The sequence below is a fragment of the Streptomyces albiflavescens genome, assembly GCF_014645835.1.
GTDB classification, from domain to species: Bacteria; Actinomycetota; Actinomycetes; order Streptomycetales; family Streptomycetaceae; genus Streptomyces; species Streptomyces albiflavescens.
The window spans coordinates 415,858-430,856 of the sequence record NZ_BMMM01000001.1 but is presented as its reverse complement, the minus strand read 5'-3'; the positions used below and the strand labels follow the sequence as shown (position 1 = coordinate 430,856).

Annotated in this window: 16 protein-coding genes; 8 read left to right on the top strand and 8 right to left on the bottom strand. The window is 71.5% G+C overall.

The features are described 5' to 3' along the window. Positions 1-7 precede the first annotated feature (7 nt). Positions 8-883 (top strand): class II fructose-bisphosphate aldolase, encoded by an 876-nt coding sequence (locus IEY95_RS01890; protein ID WP_189184027.1) that lies wholly within the window; start codon positions 8-10, stop codon positions 881-883. Here IEY95_RS01890 and IEY95_RS01885 read toward each other — a convergent pair. Both IEY95_RS01885 and IEY95_RS01880 read right to left on the bottom strand, forming a co-directional pair. Continuing rightward, the gene (locus tag IEY95_RS01885) at positions 872-1,198 is read right to left on the bottom strand and encodes a hypothetical protein (RefSeq protein WP_189184026.1); all 327 of its coding nucleotides are present in this window, start codon (positions 1,196-1,198) and stop codon (positions 872-874) included. The two genes, IEY95_RS01890 and IEY95_RS01885, sit on opposite strands and share 12 nt — an antisense overlap. Beyond that, positions 1,195-2,028 (bottom strand): phytanoyl-CoA dioxygenase family protein, encoded by an 834-nt coding sequence (locus tag IEY95_RS01880; RefSeq protein WP_189184025.1) that lies wholly within the window; start codon positions 2,026-2,028, stop codon positions 1,195-1,197. The genes IEY95_RS01885 and IEY95_RS01880 overlap by 4 nt, the downstream gene beginning before the upstream one ends. A gap of 71 nt (positions 2,029-2,099) precedes the next feature. Here IEY95_RS01880 and IEY95_RS01875 point away from each other — a divergent pair, with 71 nt between their 5' ends. Beyond that, the gene (locus IEY95_RS01875) at positions 2,100-2,873 is read left to right on the top strand and encodes an AraC family transcriptional regulator (protein ID WP_189184024.1); all 774 of its coding nucleotides are present in this window, start codon (positions 2,100-2,102) and stop codon (positions 2,871-2,873) included. Here the strand turns inward: IEY95_RS01875 and IEY95_RS01870 are convergent. Next, on the bottom strand, positions 2,863-4,005 hold the full coding sequence (locus IEY95_RS01870; RefSeq protein ID WP_189184023.1) for a methyltransferase: 1,143 nt from the start codon (positions 4,003-4,005) through the stop codon (positions 2,863-2,865). The genes IEY95_RS01875 and IEY95_RS01870 overlap by 11 nt on opposite strands. A 125-nt stretch (positions 4,006-4,130) precedes the next feature. On the opposite strand from IEY95_RS01870, the gene IEY95_RS01865 reads away from it, so the two are divergent. Both IEY95_RS01865 and IEY95_RS01860 read left to right on the top strand, forming a co-directional pair. Then, positions 4,131-4,862, top strand: coding sequence for an alpha-ketoglutarate-dependent dioxygenase AlkB family protein (locus IEY95_RS01865; protein ID WP_189184022.1), 732 nt, complete (start codon positions 4,131-4,133; stop codon positions 4,860-4,862). After that, positions 4,859-6,100 (top strand): ROK family protein, encoded by a 1,242-nt coding sequence (locus IEY95_RS01860; RefSeq protein WP_189184021.1) that lies wholly within the window; start codon positions 4,859-4,861, stop codon positions 6,098-6,100. Before IEY95_RS01865 ends, IEY95_RS01860 begins: the two co-directional genes overlap by 4 nt. Positions 6,101-6,362: 262 nt before the next feature. Here IEY95_RS01860 and IEY95_RS01855 read toward each other — a convergent pair whose 3' ends face one another. Genes IEY95_RS01855 through IEY95_RS01845 form a run of 3 tightly spaced genes read right to left on the bottom strand, consistent with a single transcriptional unit; the run spans position 6,363 to position 8,470 of the window. Then, the gene (locus tag IEY95_RS01855) at positions 6,363-7,271 is read right to left on the bottom strand and encodes a phosphotriesterase family protein (protein ID WP_189184020.1); all 909 of its coding nucleotides are present in this window, start codon (positions 7,269-7,271) and stop codon (positions 6,363-6,365) included. After that, entirely contained in the window at positions 7,268-7,852 is a 585-nt protein-coding gene (locus IEY95_RS01850) for a DUF4865 family protein (RefSeq protein ID WP_189184019.1), read from the bottom strand. The genes IEY95_RS01855 and IEY95_RS01850 overlap by 4 nt, the downstream gene beginning before the upstream one ends. 24 nt (positions 7,853-7,876) lie before the next feature. Then, complete coding sequence (locus IEY95_RS01845) at positions 7,877-8,470, bottom strand: TetR/AcrR family transcriptional regulator (protein ID WP_189184018.1); 594 nt, start codon at positions 8,468-8,470, stop codon at positions 7,877-7,879. Between the two features lie 162 nt (positions 8,471-8,632). On the opposite strand from IEY95_RS01845, the gene IEY95_RS01840 reads away from it, so the two are divergent. The 3 genes from IEY95_RS01840 to IEY95_RS01830 are packed head-to-tail and all read left to right on the top strand — an operon-like array spanning position 8,633 to position 12,254. Beyond that, positions 8,633-8,941, top strand: a complete 309-nt coding sequence (locus IEY95_RS01840; RefSeq protein ID WP_189184017.1) for an SHOCT domain-containing protein — start codon at positions 8,633-8,635, stop codon at positions 8,939-8,941. Next, positions 8,938-9,696 (top strand): ABC transporter ATP-binding protein, encoded by a 759-nt coding sequence (locus IEY95_RS01835; protein WP_189184016.1) that lies wholly within the window; start codon positions 8,938-8,940, stop codon positions 9,694-9,696. The genes IEY95_RS01840 and IEY95_RS01835 overlap by 4 nt, the downstream gene beginning before the upstream one ends. Continuing rightward, a complete protein-coding gene (locus tag IEY95_RS01830; protein WP_189184015.1) occupies positions 9,693-12,254 on the top strand; it encodes an ABC transporter permease in 2,562 nt (853 codons plus the stop codon). Before IEY95_RS01835 ends, IEY95_RS01830 begins: the two co-directional genes overlap by 4 nt. Before the next feature lie 62 nt (positions 12,255-12,316). Here IEY95_RS01830 and IEY95_RS01825 read toward each other — a convergent pair whose 3' ends face one another. Together IEY95_RS01825 and IEY95_RS01820 are read right to left on the bottom strand one after the other, a co-directional pair. Continuing rightward, on the bottom strand, positions 12,317-12,832 hold the full coding sequence (locus IEY95_RS01825) for an ATP-binding protein (protein ID WP_189184014.1): 516 nt from the start codon (positions 12,830-12,832) through the stop codon (positions 12,317-12,319). A gap of 345 nt (positions 12,833-13,177) precedes the next feature. After that, a complete protein-coding gene (locus tag IEY95_RS01820; RefSeq protein WP_189184013.1) occupies positions 13,178-13,501 on the bottom strand; it encodes a hypothetical protein in 324 nt (107 codons plus the stop codon). Positions 13,502-13,866: 365 nt separating this feature from the next. Here IEY95_RS01820 and IEY95_RS01815 point away from each other — a divergent pair, with 365 nt between their 5' ends. After that, positions 13,867-14,991, top strand: a complete 1,125-nt coding sequence (locus tag IEY95_RS01815) for a PLP-dependent cysteine synthase family protein (protein ID WP_189184012.1) — start codon at positions 13,867-13,869, stop codon at positions 14,989-14,991. Positions 14,992-14,999 lie beyond the last annotated feature (8 nt).

Below are 14,999 nucleotides of genomic sequence, written 5' to 3'. Positions count from 1 at the left end.
AGGAGTTGTGCCCCTCGCAGCAACCGGTGACCTTGTCGTCGCGGCCGCCGAGGCGCGGACCGCCGTCGCCGCGTTCAACATCATCACCCTCGAACACGTCGAGGCCGTCATCGCGGGAGCCGAGTCCGTCGACGCTCCCGTCGTTCTCCAAGTCAGCGAGAACGCGGTGAAGTTCCGCTACGGACGGCTGCTTCCGCTCGCCCGCGCCGCGACCGCGGCGGCCGAACGCGCCTCGGTGCCCGTCGCGTTGCACCTCGACCACGTCCAGAGCGACGATCTGCTGAGGCAGGCGCCCGGCGCCGGGTTCAGCTCCGTCATGTACGACGCGGCGCGGCTGCCGTACGAGGCGAACCTCGCCGCCACCCGCGCTGCCGCCGACTGGGCACACGCCCAAGGCCTGTGGATCGAGGCCGAGTTGGGAGAAGTCGGCGGAAAGGCGGGGCCGGGCGGGCGGGGGAGGCCCGCCGAGCCGCCGCTCGACGCGCACGCCCCCGGCGCCCGCACCGACCCCGCCGAGGCCCGCGCCTTCGTGGCCGACTCCGGCGTGGACGCCCTGGCCGTCGCGATCGGCAGCTCGCACGCGATGACCACGCGCACCGCCACCCTCGACCACGACCTCCTCAAGCGATTGACGGCGACGCTGGGCGTGCCGCTCGTCCTGCACGGCTCCTCGGGAGTGCCGGACGACGAGCTGGCCGCCGCCGTCGCGGGCGGCATCGCCAAGGTCAACGTCGGCACCGCGCTGAACATCGCGATGACCGGCGCCATCCGGGAGTTCCTCGCCGCCCACCCCGAGGCGGTGGACTCCCGGAAGTACCTCAGCGTGGGGCGGGAGGCGATGGCCCGGGCGGTGGCACGGCTCATCGGCGTACTACGGGGCTGACCTCAGGCGGCCCCGCCTCAGCTCCCCCGCCCCGGATCCGGTCTCGGTCTCGACCAGCCTCTCGAAGAAGAACTCGTGCTTGAGGAACGACACGTCGTACTCGCGCCCTGGATACGGCGGGATGAGCTGCGCCGCCTGGAACAGCCGCCAGCCGTCCTCCAGGGCGTGCACGCCGGACCTGTACGGGGGTTCGTCACCGTCCCCGGTCGTGGGGGAGGTGCGGCCGGTGCCGTCGTAGGCCGACCAGCCCACCACGTCCGAGTCCAGGGCGGAGGTGGCGAGGTAGAGAACCAGGACCTGCTGACGGATGGTCATGCGGCCTCCCCCTGAGGGCGGTTGGAGACCCGGGTCACCCAGTGGTCCAGGTCGAAGGTGTCGTCCCCGGTGAGCGCGCGCCACATCAGGACGCGGTTGTAGATCTCGAGGCGGCCGGTGGCGGGCTCGTACCAAGGGAAAGTGGTGGCCAGTTCCTCGGCGACCCGAGGGTCCGCGAGGTCCGAGGTGTCCCACAGCCGTCGCTGCCGCACCGTCGGATTGAAGCGGATCTTGAACATGTAGCGGACCGTGTCGCTGTCGTTGCGCCGGCCGCCGTGCCACAGCCCATGGTGCAGAAACACCACGGTGCCGGCCGGGCAGACCAGTCGGCTCTGCCCGCGCAGATTCTGGTAGCGCCCGGTGTCCGACTCGTTGGTGCGCCGCAGATGACTGCCGGGCACGCTCAAGGTGCCGCCCATGTCGAGGGTGACGTCCTGCGGGTAGTACATCAACTGGACGTCGAAGGCGTCGGTGCGCACATCGATGATCGCGTCACCGTGCAGCGGCTGGGCCTGTCCCTCACGGGGCTCGCGGATGTGGACGGCGTGATGGTCGACGGTGGGGTCGGGCCCGACGAGACTGCGCAACGCCCCTGCCACCACCGGAAGTTCGAGGAGCCGGCGGGCGAAGGACCCCTTGGGGTAGGCGTCCGGCACAGGGCTCCCGTACGGCACATCGGGCAGGCCCCGGCGCAGCACCTGCATCCCCTCGGCGTTCATCTCCGGCGGCACCACGGCGTCCAGCCGCAGTGAGCCGTGGGCCACGAAGCGAGCCATCCGCACCGAACTCGACAGCGGGCCGCCGGTTGTGTGCTCCCATGTGTGGGTCATGGGTCCCAACGTAGGGCGGCGCCCCAGGTCGGCGCGTTGGCCTCACTCATCACTGCTGGTAGTTTTTCACCATGCGGGAGACCGAGCTGCACCTGGGCGAGCCACCCGCCGTCGTCAACGTCGGCGTCGGTGTGCACGGCGTCGCGAGCCCCACGGATGTCTTCCGGCTGCCGGAGCTGTGGCAGCTTCACCTCTACCAGTACGACGCCGAACTGACCGTCGACGGTACGGCGCACCTCATCCGTCCCGGCCGGGTGAGCCTCGTACCGCCCGGCACCACGGTCCGCTACCGCTATCAAGGCCGTTCCGAACACCTCTACGCCCACCTGCGCATCGCCCCGGTCGGCCCGCCCCGCACGGTCCCCGTCATGCAGGACGCGGGGCCCGAACTCCCCGCCCTCTCCGACCTGTTGCTCCATGCGATCGTGGCGGCTCCCGGCGCGCCCGAACGGACCCGGGCGGAGATCTGGACCGCTCTGTGGCGCATCGCCCATCTGACACCCTCCGCCGTCACGGGACCGGGCCCTCACCCCGCGGTCGGCACGGCGATCGCCCACATCGAGGCCCACCTGGCCGCCCCGCTCGCCATCCCCGAGATCGCCCGCGCCGCGGGGGTCTCCCACAACCACCTCACGCGGCTCTTCCGCACCGAGACGGGCACCACGGTCGTGGCCTACATCCGCCGCCGCAGACTGGAGCGCGCCCACCACCTGCTGCGCGCCTCGACGCTCTCCATCCCGGCCGTGGCCGCCTCGGTCGGCATCCCCGACCTGCAGGCCTTCAACAAGGCGTGCCGCCGCGAACTCGGAGCCCCACCGCGCGTACTGCGCGGCGCTACTTCTTGACGGCTCTGAGGATCACGAACTTCGCGTCACCGGCGACGAGTTCACTGTTGCCGAAGAGACGGCGCAACTTCAGGTGATAGCCGAGGTGGCGATTGCCGATCACCCACAGCTCGCCACCAGGCCGCAGCGCGCGCCGTGCCCCCGAGAACATCCGCCAGGCCGTCGTGTCCGTCGTCGCCTGGTGCGAGTGGAACGGCGGGTTGTTGAGGACGAGGTCGACGCTTCCGGCGGGGATGCCCGCCAGCCCGTCACTCACGCGGAACTCCGCGCTCCCGTCGGCGTTCGCCCGGTACGTCGCCTCCGCCGAGGCCACGGCCTGGTACGACTCGTCGACGAACAGCACCTCGGCCTCGGGATTGGCCAGCGCGACGGCCGTACCGACGACCCCGTTTCCGCAGCCCAGGTCCACGACCCGCTCGGAACCGCGGCTGCGCGGAAGGTGCTGGAGGAAGAATCGGGTGCCGATGTCGAGACGGTCGGCGCAGAAGACGCCCGCGTGATTCACGACGGTCCGGCCGGAGACCGGACCGACGCCGTCGGGGAGCTGGTAGCTGTACGGCCACGGGTTGGTGTCCCGCGCGATGCCCGGGAACGGGGTGCAGAAGATGAGCCGCGCCTTCTTCTCGGCCAGCGAGGTGCGGGTCGGGCCGAGGATCCGCTCGAAGAGCTTCAGCGTGGAGGTGTGGATCTCCTTGACCATTCCGGTGCCGACGACGACCGTCCCCTCGTGCACACCGGGCGCCACCCGGTGCAGCTGGTCCTCCAGCAGGGCGAGGCTCTTCGGCACCCGCACGAGCAGTACGTCGATGCGCGCGGGAGGGGTGTCCTGCGTGGTGAGGAGCTGTACGGCGGCCTCCTCGGCACCGGCCCGTGCCAGGTTCGCCCGAGTCGCCTCGTGCGCCAGGAAGGAGTCGGTGATCTGCGTCGGCCGGTGCGCCGACAGCGCCGTGGCGAGCGCGCCCCAGCGGTCGCCGAGGATCACGACCGATCCGGTCAGGGGAGTTCCGCTCTCCGCGAGGTGCCGCAGCAGATAGGTGTCGGCGGCGTCCCAGGCACGCAGCTGCTCGCGCGGGTCCTCGGGGAAGCGGGCGAGCGCGTACTCGCCCCAGGGTGTGCTCATCCGGTCGTTCATCGTGGGTCAAGGCTATGCGACCCGGGGGAGGGCAGGACACGCCCCCACGCCGCCCGCATGCTCCGCTGCCGCTCGACCGAGCCGCAGCTCAGACCCGGTCGGGGCGGGTGCGCGAGGATGGAACCATGTCGACGGACGCGGAGCTGTTCCCCCGGAGCCGGACGGAGATCGCGCCTGACGCGGTGCATGTCCCCGACTGGCTGGACGCCGACCGCCAGCGGGAGCTCCTGGAAGCCTGCCGCGTCTGGGCCCGCCCACCGGCCGGACTGCGCACGGTGCGCACCCCCGGCGGCGGCACGATGACCTCCCGGCAGGTCTGCCTGGGCTGGCACTGGTACCCGTACCGGTACGCCCGCACGGTCGCCGACGGTGACGGCGCCCCCGTGAAACCCTTTCCGCGATGGCTGGACGATCTCGGCCGACGCGCGGTCACGGACGCCCTGGGAGCCCGGGCGGCGACAGCGGCGTACGACATCGCGCTGATCAACTTCTACGATGCCGACGCCCGCATGGGTATGCACCGAGACAGCGACGAGAAGTCGGACGCGCCGGTGGTGTCGCTGAGCCTCGGTGACAGCTGTCTCTTCCGGTTCGGGAACACGCAGACCCGCGCGCGGCCGTACACGGATGTCGAGCTGCGCAGCGGGGATCTCTTCGTGTTCGGCGGGGCGTCGCGGCTCGCGTATCACGGGGTGCCGCGGGTGTACGCGGGAACGGCACCGCCGGAGTTGGGGCTCACCGGCCGGCTCAACGTCACGCTGCGGGTGAGCGGCTTCCAGCGCCCGTGCGGCGCATCAGGCGCTGGGCCACCGCATGGGCCACCGGATGAGCGGATCATGGGAGACTCGCCCTCATGAACGGCAAGGCGGGCCCCCGGGCGGCGGGGGAAGGGAACACGCGGACGCGGCTGGACCGGGGGCGCGGCGCGCTCGGTCCGGCGCTGGAGCTCGTGCACACCGGGCGTGCGCCGACGCGGGCCGTGCTCACCGCCGAACTGGGGGTCACCCGGGCGACGGCGGGCGCGGTGGCCGCGGAGCTGGAGGCGCTGGGGCTGATCCGGGTCGACGCGCGACCTGGGGCCGCCGCCGGTTCCCAGGGGCGCCCCTCGCACCGCCTCGAGGTCGCCGAGGACGGGCCTGTCGTGCTCGCCGCGCAGGTGCACGCCGACGGGTTCCGCGCCGCGCTGGTCGGCCTCGGCGGCCGGATCGTCGCGACCGCGCCCGGCTGCGAGACCGTCGACGCCGATCCGGCCAAGGTGCTCGGCTCGGTCGTCGAGGCCGGCGCCGAACTGCTCCGCGAGACCGGGCGGCGTTGCGTGGGCGCCGGACTCGCCGTGCCGTCCGCCGTCGCCGAACCCGAGGGGCTCGCGCTCAACCCGCTGCACCTGGCCTGGCCCGCGGGCGCCCCCGTCCGCCAGATCTTCGCCGAGCGGGTGCGCGCGGCCGGCATCCAGGGACCCGCGTTCGCGGCCAACGACGTGAACCTCGCCGCTCTCGCCGAGCACCGCCACGGCGCGGGCCGCGGCTCCCGCGACCTGCTCTGCGTGGCCACGGGGCACCGGGGCGTCGGTGGCGCGCTCGTGCTCGACGGGCGGCTGCACACCGGCAGTTCGGGGCTCGCCCTCGAGGTCGGCCACCTCACCGTCAACCCGGAGGGCCGCCCCTGCTACTGCGGCAGCCGCGGCTGTCTCGACGTCGAGGCCGATCCGCTGGCCTTCCTCACCGCGGCCGGCCGCGCCCCCGGCCCCGAGGTGTCGCTGCTCCAGCAGGCCAACGACCTGATCCGCGGTCAGTACGCCGACCCGGGCGTCCGCATGGCCACCGAGGCGCTCATCGACCGGCTGGGCCTGGGACTCGCCGGCCTCGTCAACATCCTCAACCCGGACCGGATCATCCTCGGCGGGCTGCACCGCACCTTGCTCGACGCCGACCCGGACCGGCTGCGTGCCGTGGTCGCCGACCGCAGCCTGTGGGGGCAGAGCGGCGGCGTACCGATCCTCGCCTGCACACTGGACCACAACAGCCTGGTGGGCGCGGCCGAGTTGGCGTGGCAGCCGGTGCTCGACGACCCGCCGGCGGCCCTGGCCGAGGTCTGAGGGTCAGGAACTGGTCAGACTCCAGAGCGCCGCGACGAGCGGTCGCCGCAGGTCGGTTCGGCACACGCACAACCCGATCGGGAACGGTTCGCGCGTTGCCGGGGCGGGGCGCTCCTCGCGGTAGGAACGCCTCAACTCGATTGCCTGGTCGGCCTCTTCACGGAATCGGTGGCCCTCGGCCGTCGGCGACACCCCCCGCGGACCGCGGTCGAAGAGCGGATGACCGAGCTCCAATCCGTCACTCCGCGGACGTGTCGGTGGTCTAACGCCACTCGGCGGCGAAGGCGCGCCCGGGGTTCTCGGTGAGGATGCGGTCCACCAGCTCCTTGCCCAGGGCGGTTTCGAGCCGGGGACGCACCCGGCGCAGCAGATACGGCATCCCGGGGCCGCCGTCGACCGAGCGGGCGGCGGCGGTCGTCGTGTCGCCGCCGAGGAGCAGCCGGTGACCGAAACCGGCGTCGGCGAGGGCGCGTAGGGCGTCGGGCATGCGCCAATCGGTGGCGTGGTGGGCGCGCGAGGGGCCGTCGAAGGCGAGATGGGCGCCCGCCTCGGCGGCCTCGCGCTGCACCACGAAGTCGGGTGAGCGGTTGAGGTGGCCCAGGACCACCCGGTGCGGGGGCACGCCCAACTCGCCGCACAGCAGGTCGAGTACGTCGAGAGCGCCCGTGCCCAGCTCCAGGTGAACGGCGATCGGCGCTCCGGTGGCGTGGTGGGCCTCGGCGGCGGCGGTCATCGTCCAGCGGGCGTGCGCGTCCAGGGCATGGAAGCCGCCCGCGACCTTGATCAGTCCGGCGCGCACCCCGGACGTGCCGATCCCCGCCGTCAGCTCGGACACGAACACCTCGGCCAGCTTCCCGCGCAACTCGGTGAGCAACTCCGGGGTGTAGTGCGCCGCTTGGTGGAGTCCGGTCGCGGCGATCACGTGGACGCCGGTGTCGCGGGCGAGCGGCGGCAGGTCCGCGGCGCGCCTGCCCAGGCCGTAGGGCGTCCACTGCACCACACCGGTGCCCCCCTGCGCGCGGAACGCGGCCAGTTCGGCCCGCGCGGCGGACGCGTCGCGCAGTTCCTGACCGCGGAGTTGGGGGCTGGCGAAGAACAGGTGGTCGTGCGCGTCGCACACCCCCAGCTCCTCGGGCGGGACGTCCCCAAGGACCGTGCGAACCGTGTTCACCACTGTCGGCCTCGCGGCAACCGGTCGCGTTCGGGCGCCGACATGTGCAGGACCCGGAAGACCTCACCCGAAGCCTTGGGGGAGTCGTGGTCCCAGAGCGAGAAGTGCACCACCTCCCAGTGCCGCGGATCGACGGCGGCGGCCGCGCAGACCGCTCCGTCCAGCGCTGCCAGCCGCCCGGCCTCGCGCCCGGCCTCCTCCATCACCTCGGACAGCTCCACTCCCTCGGGAACGGGCCGCCGCCATCGCACCGCGACCTTGGCGGGCGAGCCGGCGGCGCCGCCCTCCTCGTACGCGAGACCGGTCCAGTGCTGCACCACGGGGCGCCCGAAGTCGCTGACGAGCCCCTGGAACGCACCGCCCCAGAGGAAGGAGTTCATGCCCTCCGCGGTGTTCCACAGGTAGAACGGCGCGTACTGGTTGACCGGCGAACCGTCCACCCCACGCTCACGCATCAGAAACGTCTTGAATCCGAGCCCGTCCCAGTCGTCGAGCAGGTGCCCGATCCGGGAGACACGCGCGCGGATGATGTCCATGTCGTAGTCGGCGGGGAAGGTGAGCTCGTACTGCATGGCATGCATGGGGATGTCCTTCCTCAGGCTTCGTCACGCTCGTGCAGGCGGGACACGTGTCGACGTGAGCAGCGAGAGCAGTCCGCGAACTCCTGTGTCGAAGGCGGCGGGTGACCCGGACGCGCGGGCCAGCACATAACCGCCCTGGACGGTCGCGAGGATCGTCGCGGCGATCTCCTCCGCGTCGAGCGCGGGCGCGAACTCGCCCCGCTCCTTGCCCTCTTCGACGATTCCGGCGAGGCGCTCACGCAACCAGGCGAGCGTCTCGTCGACGGGCGCGCGCAGTTCGTCGCTCGCAATGACGTCCGGGTCCATCGTCAGCCGCCCGACGGGGCACCCGCGCAGCACGTCGCGCTCACGGCGCAGATACGCCTCGATGCGCTCGTACGGCGATCCGGGTGCGCTCAGTACGCCCTCGGCAGTAGCACGCAGCTCCTCTGCGGTGCGGCGGATCGCGGCGAGGGCCAGATCGGGCTTGCCCTTGAAGTGGTGGTACATGCTGCCCTGTCCCGCGCCGGCGTGCTGCTGGATCGCCTTGGGGCTGGTGCCCACGTAACCGCGCTCCCACAACAGCTCGCGGGTGGACTCGATCAGTCGGTCCGGAGTGCTCATGGACCAACTGTACATACCAGTAGGTACAGAAGTCGATGTCTTCCAGGAGCAGCCCGGGACGCCCCGCGTACTCCCACGGAGGTACGCACACGGCCGCTGGCCGTACGACGACTCGGACCCCCACTCGGAGCCAATCTCGAAGCATCGCAACAGATTCCACCGAGGAGATGACTCACCATGCAGACCCTGGCGAACTGGGACGGCGGACCCGGCCCGTGGATCCTGTTCTTCCCGCTGATCTGGGCCGCCGTCGTGATCGGCGTCGTGACCGTGCTGCGCCGCACCGGCCTGCGCGGCCGCCGTGGTCCGTGGCGTGCGATGGGCCGCTTTGGCCCCGACGGCGACACCCGCCCGACGGGTGACTCGCCGATCGCCGTGCTGGGCCGCCGCTTCGCCTCCGGAGAGATCGACGAGGACGAGTACTGGCGCCGGCTCTCCGTGCTGGACGAGCAGTTCGGGCGCATGGGCAAGGGGGGAGCGGCGTGACCACCGCGACCACCACGCGTCATGCCGCGGGTGTCACTGACGCCGTCAAGGTGTACGGCAGCGGAGACACCGCCGTGAGGGCCCTGGACGGGGTGAGCGTCGGCTTTCCGGCCGGTCGCTTCACCGCGATCATGGGGCCCTCGGGCTCCGGCAAGTCCACCCTGATGCACTGCGCGGCGGGTCTGGACACACTCACCTCGGGAGCCGCGTACATCGGCGACACCGAACTCGGCACGCTCGACGACCGCCGCCTCACGCTGCTGCGCCGCGACCGCATCGGCTTCGTCTTCCAGGCGTTCAACCTGGTCCCGACGCTGACCGTGGCGGAGAACATCTCGCTGCCGATGGACCTCGCCGGATCCAAGGGCTCACGCGACTGGATCGACGCGCTCGTCGACGTCGTCGGCCTGCGCGACCGGCTCCACCACCGCCCCAGCGAGCTCTCCGGCGGACAGCAGCAACGGGTTGCCGTGGCCCGGGCGTTCGCCGGCCGGCCCGATGTCGTCTTCGCCGACGAACCCACCGGCAACCTCGACTCCCGCTCCGGCGGGGAGGTCCTGAACCTCCTCGGCCGGGCGGTGCGCCAAATGGACCGTACGGTCGTCATGGTCACCCACGACCCGGTGGCTGCCGCGCACGCCGACGAGGTCGTCTTCCTCGCCGACGGACGCCTCGTGGACCGGATGCAATCCCCGACGGCCGACAAGGTCCTGGACCGGATGAAGGCCTTCGACGGCAAGGGGGCGCCGTCATGAACGCCTCGGTTCGCATCAGTGTCTCCTCCCTGCGCGCCCACAAACGACGCTTCGCCGGTACGTTCCTGGCAGTGCTCCTCGGCGTCGCTTTCCTCGCCGGAACACTGGTCATGGGCGACACGCTGCGAGCCGGCTTCGACACGATGTTCGGCAATGCGACGAAGGGCACCGACGCCGTCGTCCGCAGCGCCGACACCATCACCACGCCCGGCGAGAGCCAGGGGGTGCGCCGGCCCGTCTCCACCGACCTGGTGAAGACGATCGAGCGGACCCCCGGCGTCGCGGCCGCCGCGCCCGACATCCAGGGCGCGGGCCAGCTCGTCGGCTCGGGCGGCAAGCCCATCGGCGGCCAGGGCCCGCCCACCCTCGCGGGCAACTGGATCGAGGATCCCCAGCTCAACGCGTACCGACTCGCCGAAGGGCGCGCCCCGTCGAAGTCCGGCGAGGTCGTCGTGAACAAGGGCGCCGCCAAGAAGGGCGATCTGCAGATCGGCGACACGACGATCCTGCGCACGCCCGACCCCGTCAAGGTGACGATCGTGGGCCTCGCGACCTTCGGCGGCGAGGACGGCATGGCGCAGGTGACCTTCACCGGCATGACGCAGGCCGACGCCGAGAAGTACCTCACCGCGAAGCCCGGCGAGGCCGCGAGCATCCGGGTGCGGGCCGGCCCGGGTGTCGGTCAGCAGCAGCTCGTCTCCGATCTGACTGCCGTCCTGCCCAAGGGAGTCGAGGCCGTCACCGGCCAGGAGTCGGCCCAGGAGAACACCGACATGATCTCCAGCCAGTTCCTGACCATCTTCACGACCTTCCTGCTCGTGTTCTCCGGCATCGCACTGCTCGTCGCGACCTTCTCCATCCACAACACCTTCGCGATCGTCGTCGCCCAACGCACCCGCGAGAACGCCCTGTTGCGTGCACTCGGCGCCTCCCGCCGCCAGGTCACCGTCTCGACCCTCGTCGAAGCGAGCGCCGTCGCCGTGACCGCCTCGGCCGCGGGTCTCGCGGGCGGCATCGGCATCGCGGCAGGACTGCAGGCGCTCTTCCCGGCCATCGGATTCCCGTTCCCCGAGGGCGACTTGGTGATCAGCGGCCTGTCCATGCTGTTGCCGCTCGCGGTCGGCGTCGTGGTCTGCCTCGGTTCCGCGCTGCTGCCCGCCGTGCGCGCCGGACGTACCGCACCGCTGGCCGCGCTCCGCGAGACGGCCGTCGACCAGTCCGGGGCCTCGCGCGGGCGTGCGATCGTCGGCGGCGGCCTGGCCGCACTGGCGGTCGGCACCACCCTGACCGGCGTACTGGCGAATCCGTCCCTGTGGCTCGCCGGGCTCGGCGCCGTACTCGCCCTCGTCGCCTTCGTGGTCCTCGGGCCCGTCGCGTCCTCGACAGCCGTCCGCATCCTCGGCGGCCCTCTCGACAGGCTGCGCGGTGTCACGGGCGGACTCGCCCGGCGCAACGCGCTGCGCAGCCCGAAGCGGACCGCCGCCACCGCGAGCGCCCTGATGATCGGCGTGGCGGTCGTCTCGCTGTTCACGGTCTTCGGCGCCTCGCTCAAGGCCACCATGGACCAGACGGTCTCCCGGTCCTTCGCGGGCGACGTCGCCGTCAGCACCCCGTCGTTCGGCGCCGGCGGCAGCGGGCTCAGCCCGAAGCTGGCCCCCGCGATCGCGCGGCAGCCGTCCGTCGAGAACGCCGTCGGCCTGGGCCGCGGCGTCGCCGAAGTCGACGGCGAGGGACGCGCGCTGACGGTCACCGACCCGGTGACCCTCGGCAAGGTCTTCGACCTCGGCGACGTGCAGGGCTCGTTGGACGACCTCGGCACCAACGGCATCGCCATCACCAGGAAGGAAGCCGACAAGCAGCACCTCAGGGTCGGCGACACGGCCCGACTCGCCTTCACCGACGGCAAGAAGGAGAGCTTCACCGTCCGCGCGGTCTACGGTCAGTCGGAACTCGCGGGCGACTACGTCATCACCCGAGCCGCCTGGGCCCCTCACCGCATCCAGGACTCCGACACGCTCGTCGCCGTCTCCTTCAAGCACGGTGTCAGCACCGCGGACGGCAAGGCCGCGGTGCGGAAGGTCGCGGAACAGTACGGCAACCCGGAGGTGCAGACCCGCGACGCATACGCGCAGTCGTCGGCCGGCGGCATCGACATGATGCTGACGCTGGTTTATGCGCTGCTCGCCCTCGCGGTGCTCATCGCCCTGCTCGGCATCGCCAACACGCTCACGCTCGCGATCCACGAGCGCACCCGTGAACTCGGTCTGCTGCGCGCCGTCGGACAGACCCGGGCGCAGCTGCGCGCCATGGTCCGCTGGGAGTCGGTCCTCGTGGCCGCGTTCGGCACGGCGGGCGGGCTCGCCCTGGGCGCCTTCCTCGGCTGGGTGCTCGTCAAGGCCTCCGACGGTGCGTCGGACAGCGCCTTCGCCTTCGCGGTGCCGCCCGCGCAGCTGGTCGTGGTGGCGCTGGTGGGCCTCGCGGCCGGGGCCCTCGCGGGACTGCGCCCGGCACGGCGGGCGGCACGCCTGGATGTGCTGCGCGCCATCGCCACCGAGTGAGCCACCGAGAGACGTACGCCCTGCGCCCTTGAGCGGCGTACGAGGTGGGGGTCACCGCCCGGTCAGCCGGCAACGGCGGACCGGGCGGGAGCGTGTTCCGGCCTGCGGCCGTCGACGGTGTGCCTGCGCGTGGTCTCGCGGGCCGTGCCGTACGGCTGGAGGACGGGCGCCGGCATCGCGGGCGTCGGCGCCGGAAGCGTGAACCACACGACCTTGCCCGACTCGCCGTCGGGGCGCACGCCCCAGCTCTCGCTCACCGCCGCGACCATCGCGAGGCCGCGTCCGCCGGTGGAGGCGGGGTCCACGTCCCGCATCTCGGGAAGGCGGGGGTCGTGGTCGTGCACCGACACCGTGAGCCGGTCGAGCAGCAGCTCGATCTCCACGGTGCACGTCTTGTCGGGCTGGGCGTGCTGGTGGACGTTGGTCAGCAGCTCGGTCACGCCGAGCGCGGCCCGGTCTATCAAGGGGTCCAGATGCCAGTAGCGCAACTGCGCAGAGACGATTCTGCGGACCTGGCCGATCCGCGACGGCAGGGCTTGGAGCTCCACCGTGCAATGTCTGCTTGGTTGGCTGATCACGGCTGCGACTCCCCGAATTGAGGTCCGGAAGAAGACGGAGATCGGATCCAGCAGAGTGGCTGAGTGGAACGGCCGCCTGCTGTCGTGGCCGGCGGGCTGGTTCGCAGCGTTATCGCCGGTAAACCCAGAGTGACGTGAGACCAGCGTGACGCAGGGGGTGCGGTCCTGCAACTCGCGGCATTTTCAGCCCCTGCGGTCGTGCTGTCGCCGTTCGCGTACCGCCTCGCCGTGTGGCGTATGGCTTCGGCCGCTCCGCCCCGCTGCCCGGCGTCCGGGCTTCAGCTGGTGAGACCGACTGCCTGGCGAATGGCGTCAGGCGGTACGCCCGCTGCCTTGCGTACGGCTTCAGGCGCCGCGTCCCGCGGCCTTGCGCACCGCCTCGATGAACCGGCGCGCCGAGGGCGGCCCCGGTTTGCCGGGCGCGGGGTCGTGTTCGCCGAGGGTGAGGGAGTAACGCGTGCCGTTGACATCCGCCAACGCCCGGTCCTCGTGGGCGAACCAGGGCTTCGACGCGCGCACCGCCTGCACCGGCGCGCTGTCGATCTCGCTGCCGTAACTGGTGAGCAATTGCAGCCTGCCGTCGCTGATCCGGACCTGTCCGGCCCGGGTGAGCGAGCGCAGCCTCTTTCCGATCCGCACGCCCGTGGCCGTGAACTCCGGCTCCGCCATGATGCCCCGCCCCCTTGTGCGCTTCGGCTGTGCCCCGTCGTGATCCCGCGGTGGTCCGTGATCCAGTGTGCATCCGTTCCGACCGCCGTCCCACGTGATCGCGGTCTGGTCGACACGGGACATGTCCCGTGCCGTGCAGTCTGCACGCAGGCGGCGAGGAGCACCAGTGCGCATGACGAGGTGGCGGTCCCGGTGGGAGCACACTCCCGGATGCGCCCCCGGCGCCTCGCCGAGCCGTTCCCCAGGGTTGCCTTTGAGCCGCTCAAAGGTGTGTTTATGCAGGTGAGAAGCGTGTGGAAGGTGTTTATGATCGAGGCATCCGACCATGTGAACCGGCGTCCGCGTGATGCGTAAGGAGCCCTGCCGTGAGCACTCCCCAACAGAACCGGACCGGCGAAACCCTCGACGTCGACCACAGCGACGCGGAGTACCGGGCCTGGCTCAAAGAAGCCGTCCGCAAGGTCCAGGCCGACGCCAACCGCTCAGCCGACACGCATCTGCTGCGCTTCCCGCTGCCCGAGAAGTGGGGCATCGACCTGTACCTGAAGGACGAGTCGACCCACCCCACCGGCAGCCTCAAGCACCGCCTGGCCCGCTCCCTCTTCCTGTACGGGCTGTGCAATGGCTGGATCCGGCCGGGCCGCCCCGTCATCGAGGCGTCCAGCGGCTCGACGGCCGTCTCCGAGGCGTACTTCGCGGGGCTGATCGGCGTGCCCTTCATCGCGGTCATGCCGCGCACGACGAGCGCCGAGAAGTGCCGCCTGATCGAATTCCACGGCGGGCAGTGCCACTTCGTGGACGACTCGCGCAAGATGTACGAGGAGTCCGCCGCCCTCGCGGTCGACACGGGCGGCCACTACATGGACCAGTTCACCTACGCGGAACGGGCCACGGACTGGCGCGGAAACAACAACATCGCCGAATCCATCTTCCGCCAGCTGGAGTTGGAGCGTTTCCCGGAACCCGCGTGGATCGTCGCCACAGCCGGCACCGGCGGCACCTCCGCGACCCTCGCGCGCTACGTCCACTACATGCAGTACGACACCCGCATCTGCGTCGCCGACCCGGACAATTCCTGTTTCTTCGAGGGCTGGACCACCGGCGATCCGGACGTCACCTGCGACTGCGGCTCGCGCATCGAGGGCATCGGCCGGCCGCGCATGGAGCCGAGTTTCGTACCCGGCGCCATCGACCGGATGATGAAGGTGCCGGACGCGGCGAGCGTCGCCGCCGTTCGCGCCCTGGAACAGGCCATCGGCCGCAAGGCGGGCGGCTCCACCGGCACCGGCTTGTGGAGCGCGCTGAAGATCGTCGCCGAGATGGTGGCCCAGGGGCGTACGGGAAGCGTGGTGACGCTGCTCTGCGACCCCGGGGACCGCTATCTCGACAAGTACTACTCGGACACGTGGCTGGCCGAGCAGGGCCTGGACATCACGCCGTACACGGCGGCGATCACCTCGCTGCTGGAGACCGGGGTGTGGCCGGACTAGGGGGTTTC

Bases quoted from the DNA above. Each gene is read 5' to 3' on its own strand.
- IEY95_RS01880 (WP_189184025.1), bottom strand. From the start codon at position 2,028: ATGACCCACACATGGGAGCACACAACCGGCGGCCCGCTGTCGAGTTCG.
- IEY95_RS01820 (WP_189184013.1), bottom strand. From the start codon at position 13,501: ATGGCGGAGCCGGAGTTCACGGCCACGGGCGTGCGGATCGGAAAGAGG.
- IEY95_RS01840 (WP_189184017.1), top strand. From the start codon at position 8,633: ATGCAGACCCTGGCGAACTGGGACGGCGGACCCGGCCCGTGGATCCTG.
- IEY95_RS01845 (WP_189184018.1), bottom strand. From the start codon at position 8,470: ATGTACAGTTGGTCCATGAGCACTCCGGACCGACTGATCGAGTCCACC.
- IEY95_RS01830 (WP_189184015.1), top strand. From the start codon at position 9,693: ATGAACGCCTCGGTTCGCATCAGTGTCTCCTCCCTGCGCGCCCACAAA.
- IEY95_RS01875 (WP_189184024.1), top strand. From the start codon at position 2,100: ATGCGGGAGACCGAGCTGCACCTGGGCGAGCCACCCGCCGTCGTCAAC.
- IEY95_RS01860 (WP_189184021.1), top strand. From the start codon at position 4,859: ATGAACGGCAAGGCGGGCCCCCGGGCGGCGGGGGAAGGGAACACGCGG.
- IEY95_RS01865 (WP_189184022.1), top strand. From the start codon at position 4,131: ATGTCGACGGACGCGGAGCTGTTCCCCCGGAGCCGGACGGAGATCGCG.
- IEY95_RS01850 (WP_189184019.1), bottom strand. From the start codon at position 7,852: ATGCATGCCATGCAGTACGAGCTCACCTTCCCCGCCGACTACGACATG.
- IEY95_RS01870 (WP_189184023.1), bottom strand. From the start codon at position 4,005: ATGAACGACCGGATGAGCACACCCTGGGGCGAGTACGCGCTCGCCCGC.
- IEY95_RS01885 (WP_189184026.1), bottom strand. From the start codon at position 1,198: ATGACCATCCGTCAGCAGGTCCTGGTTCTCTACCTCGCCACCTCCGCC.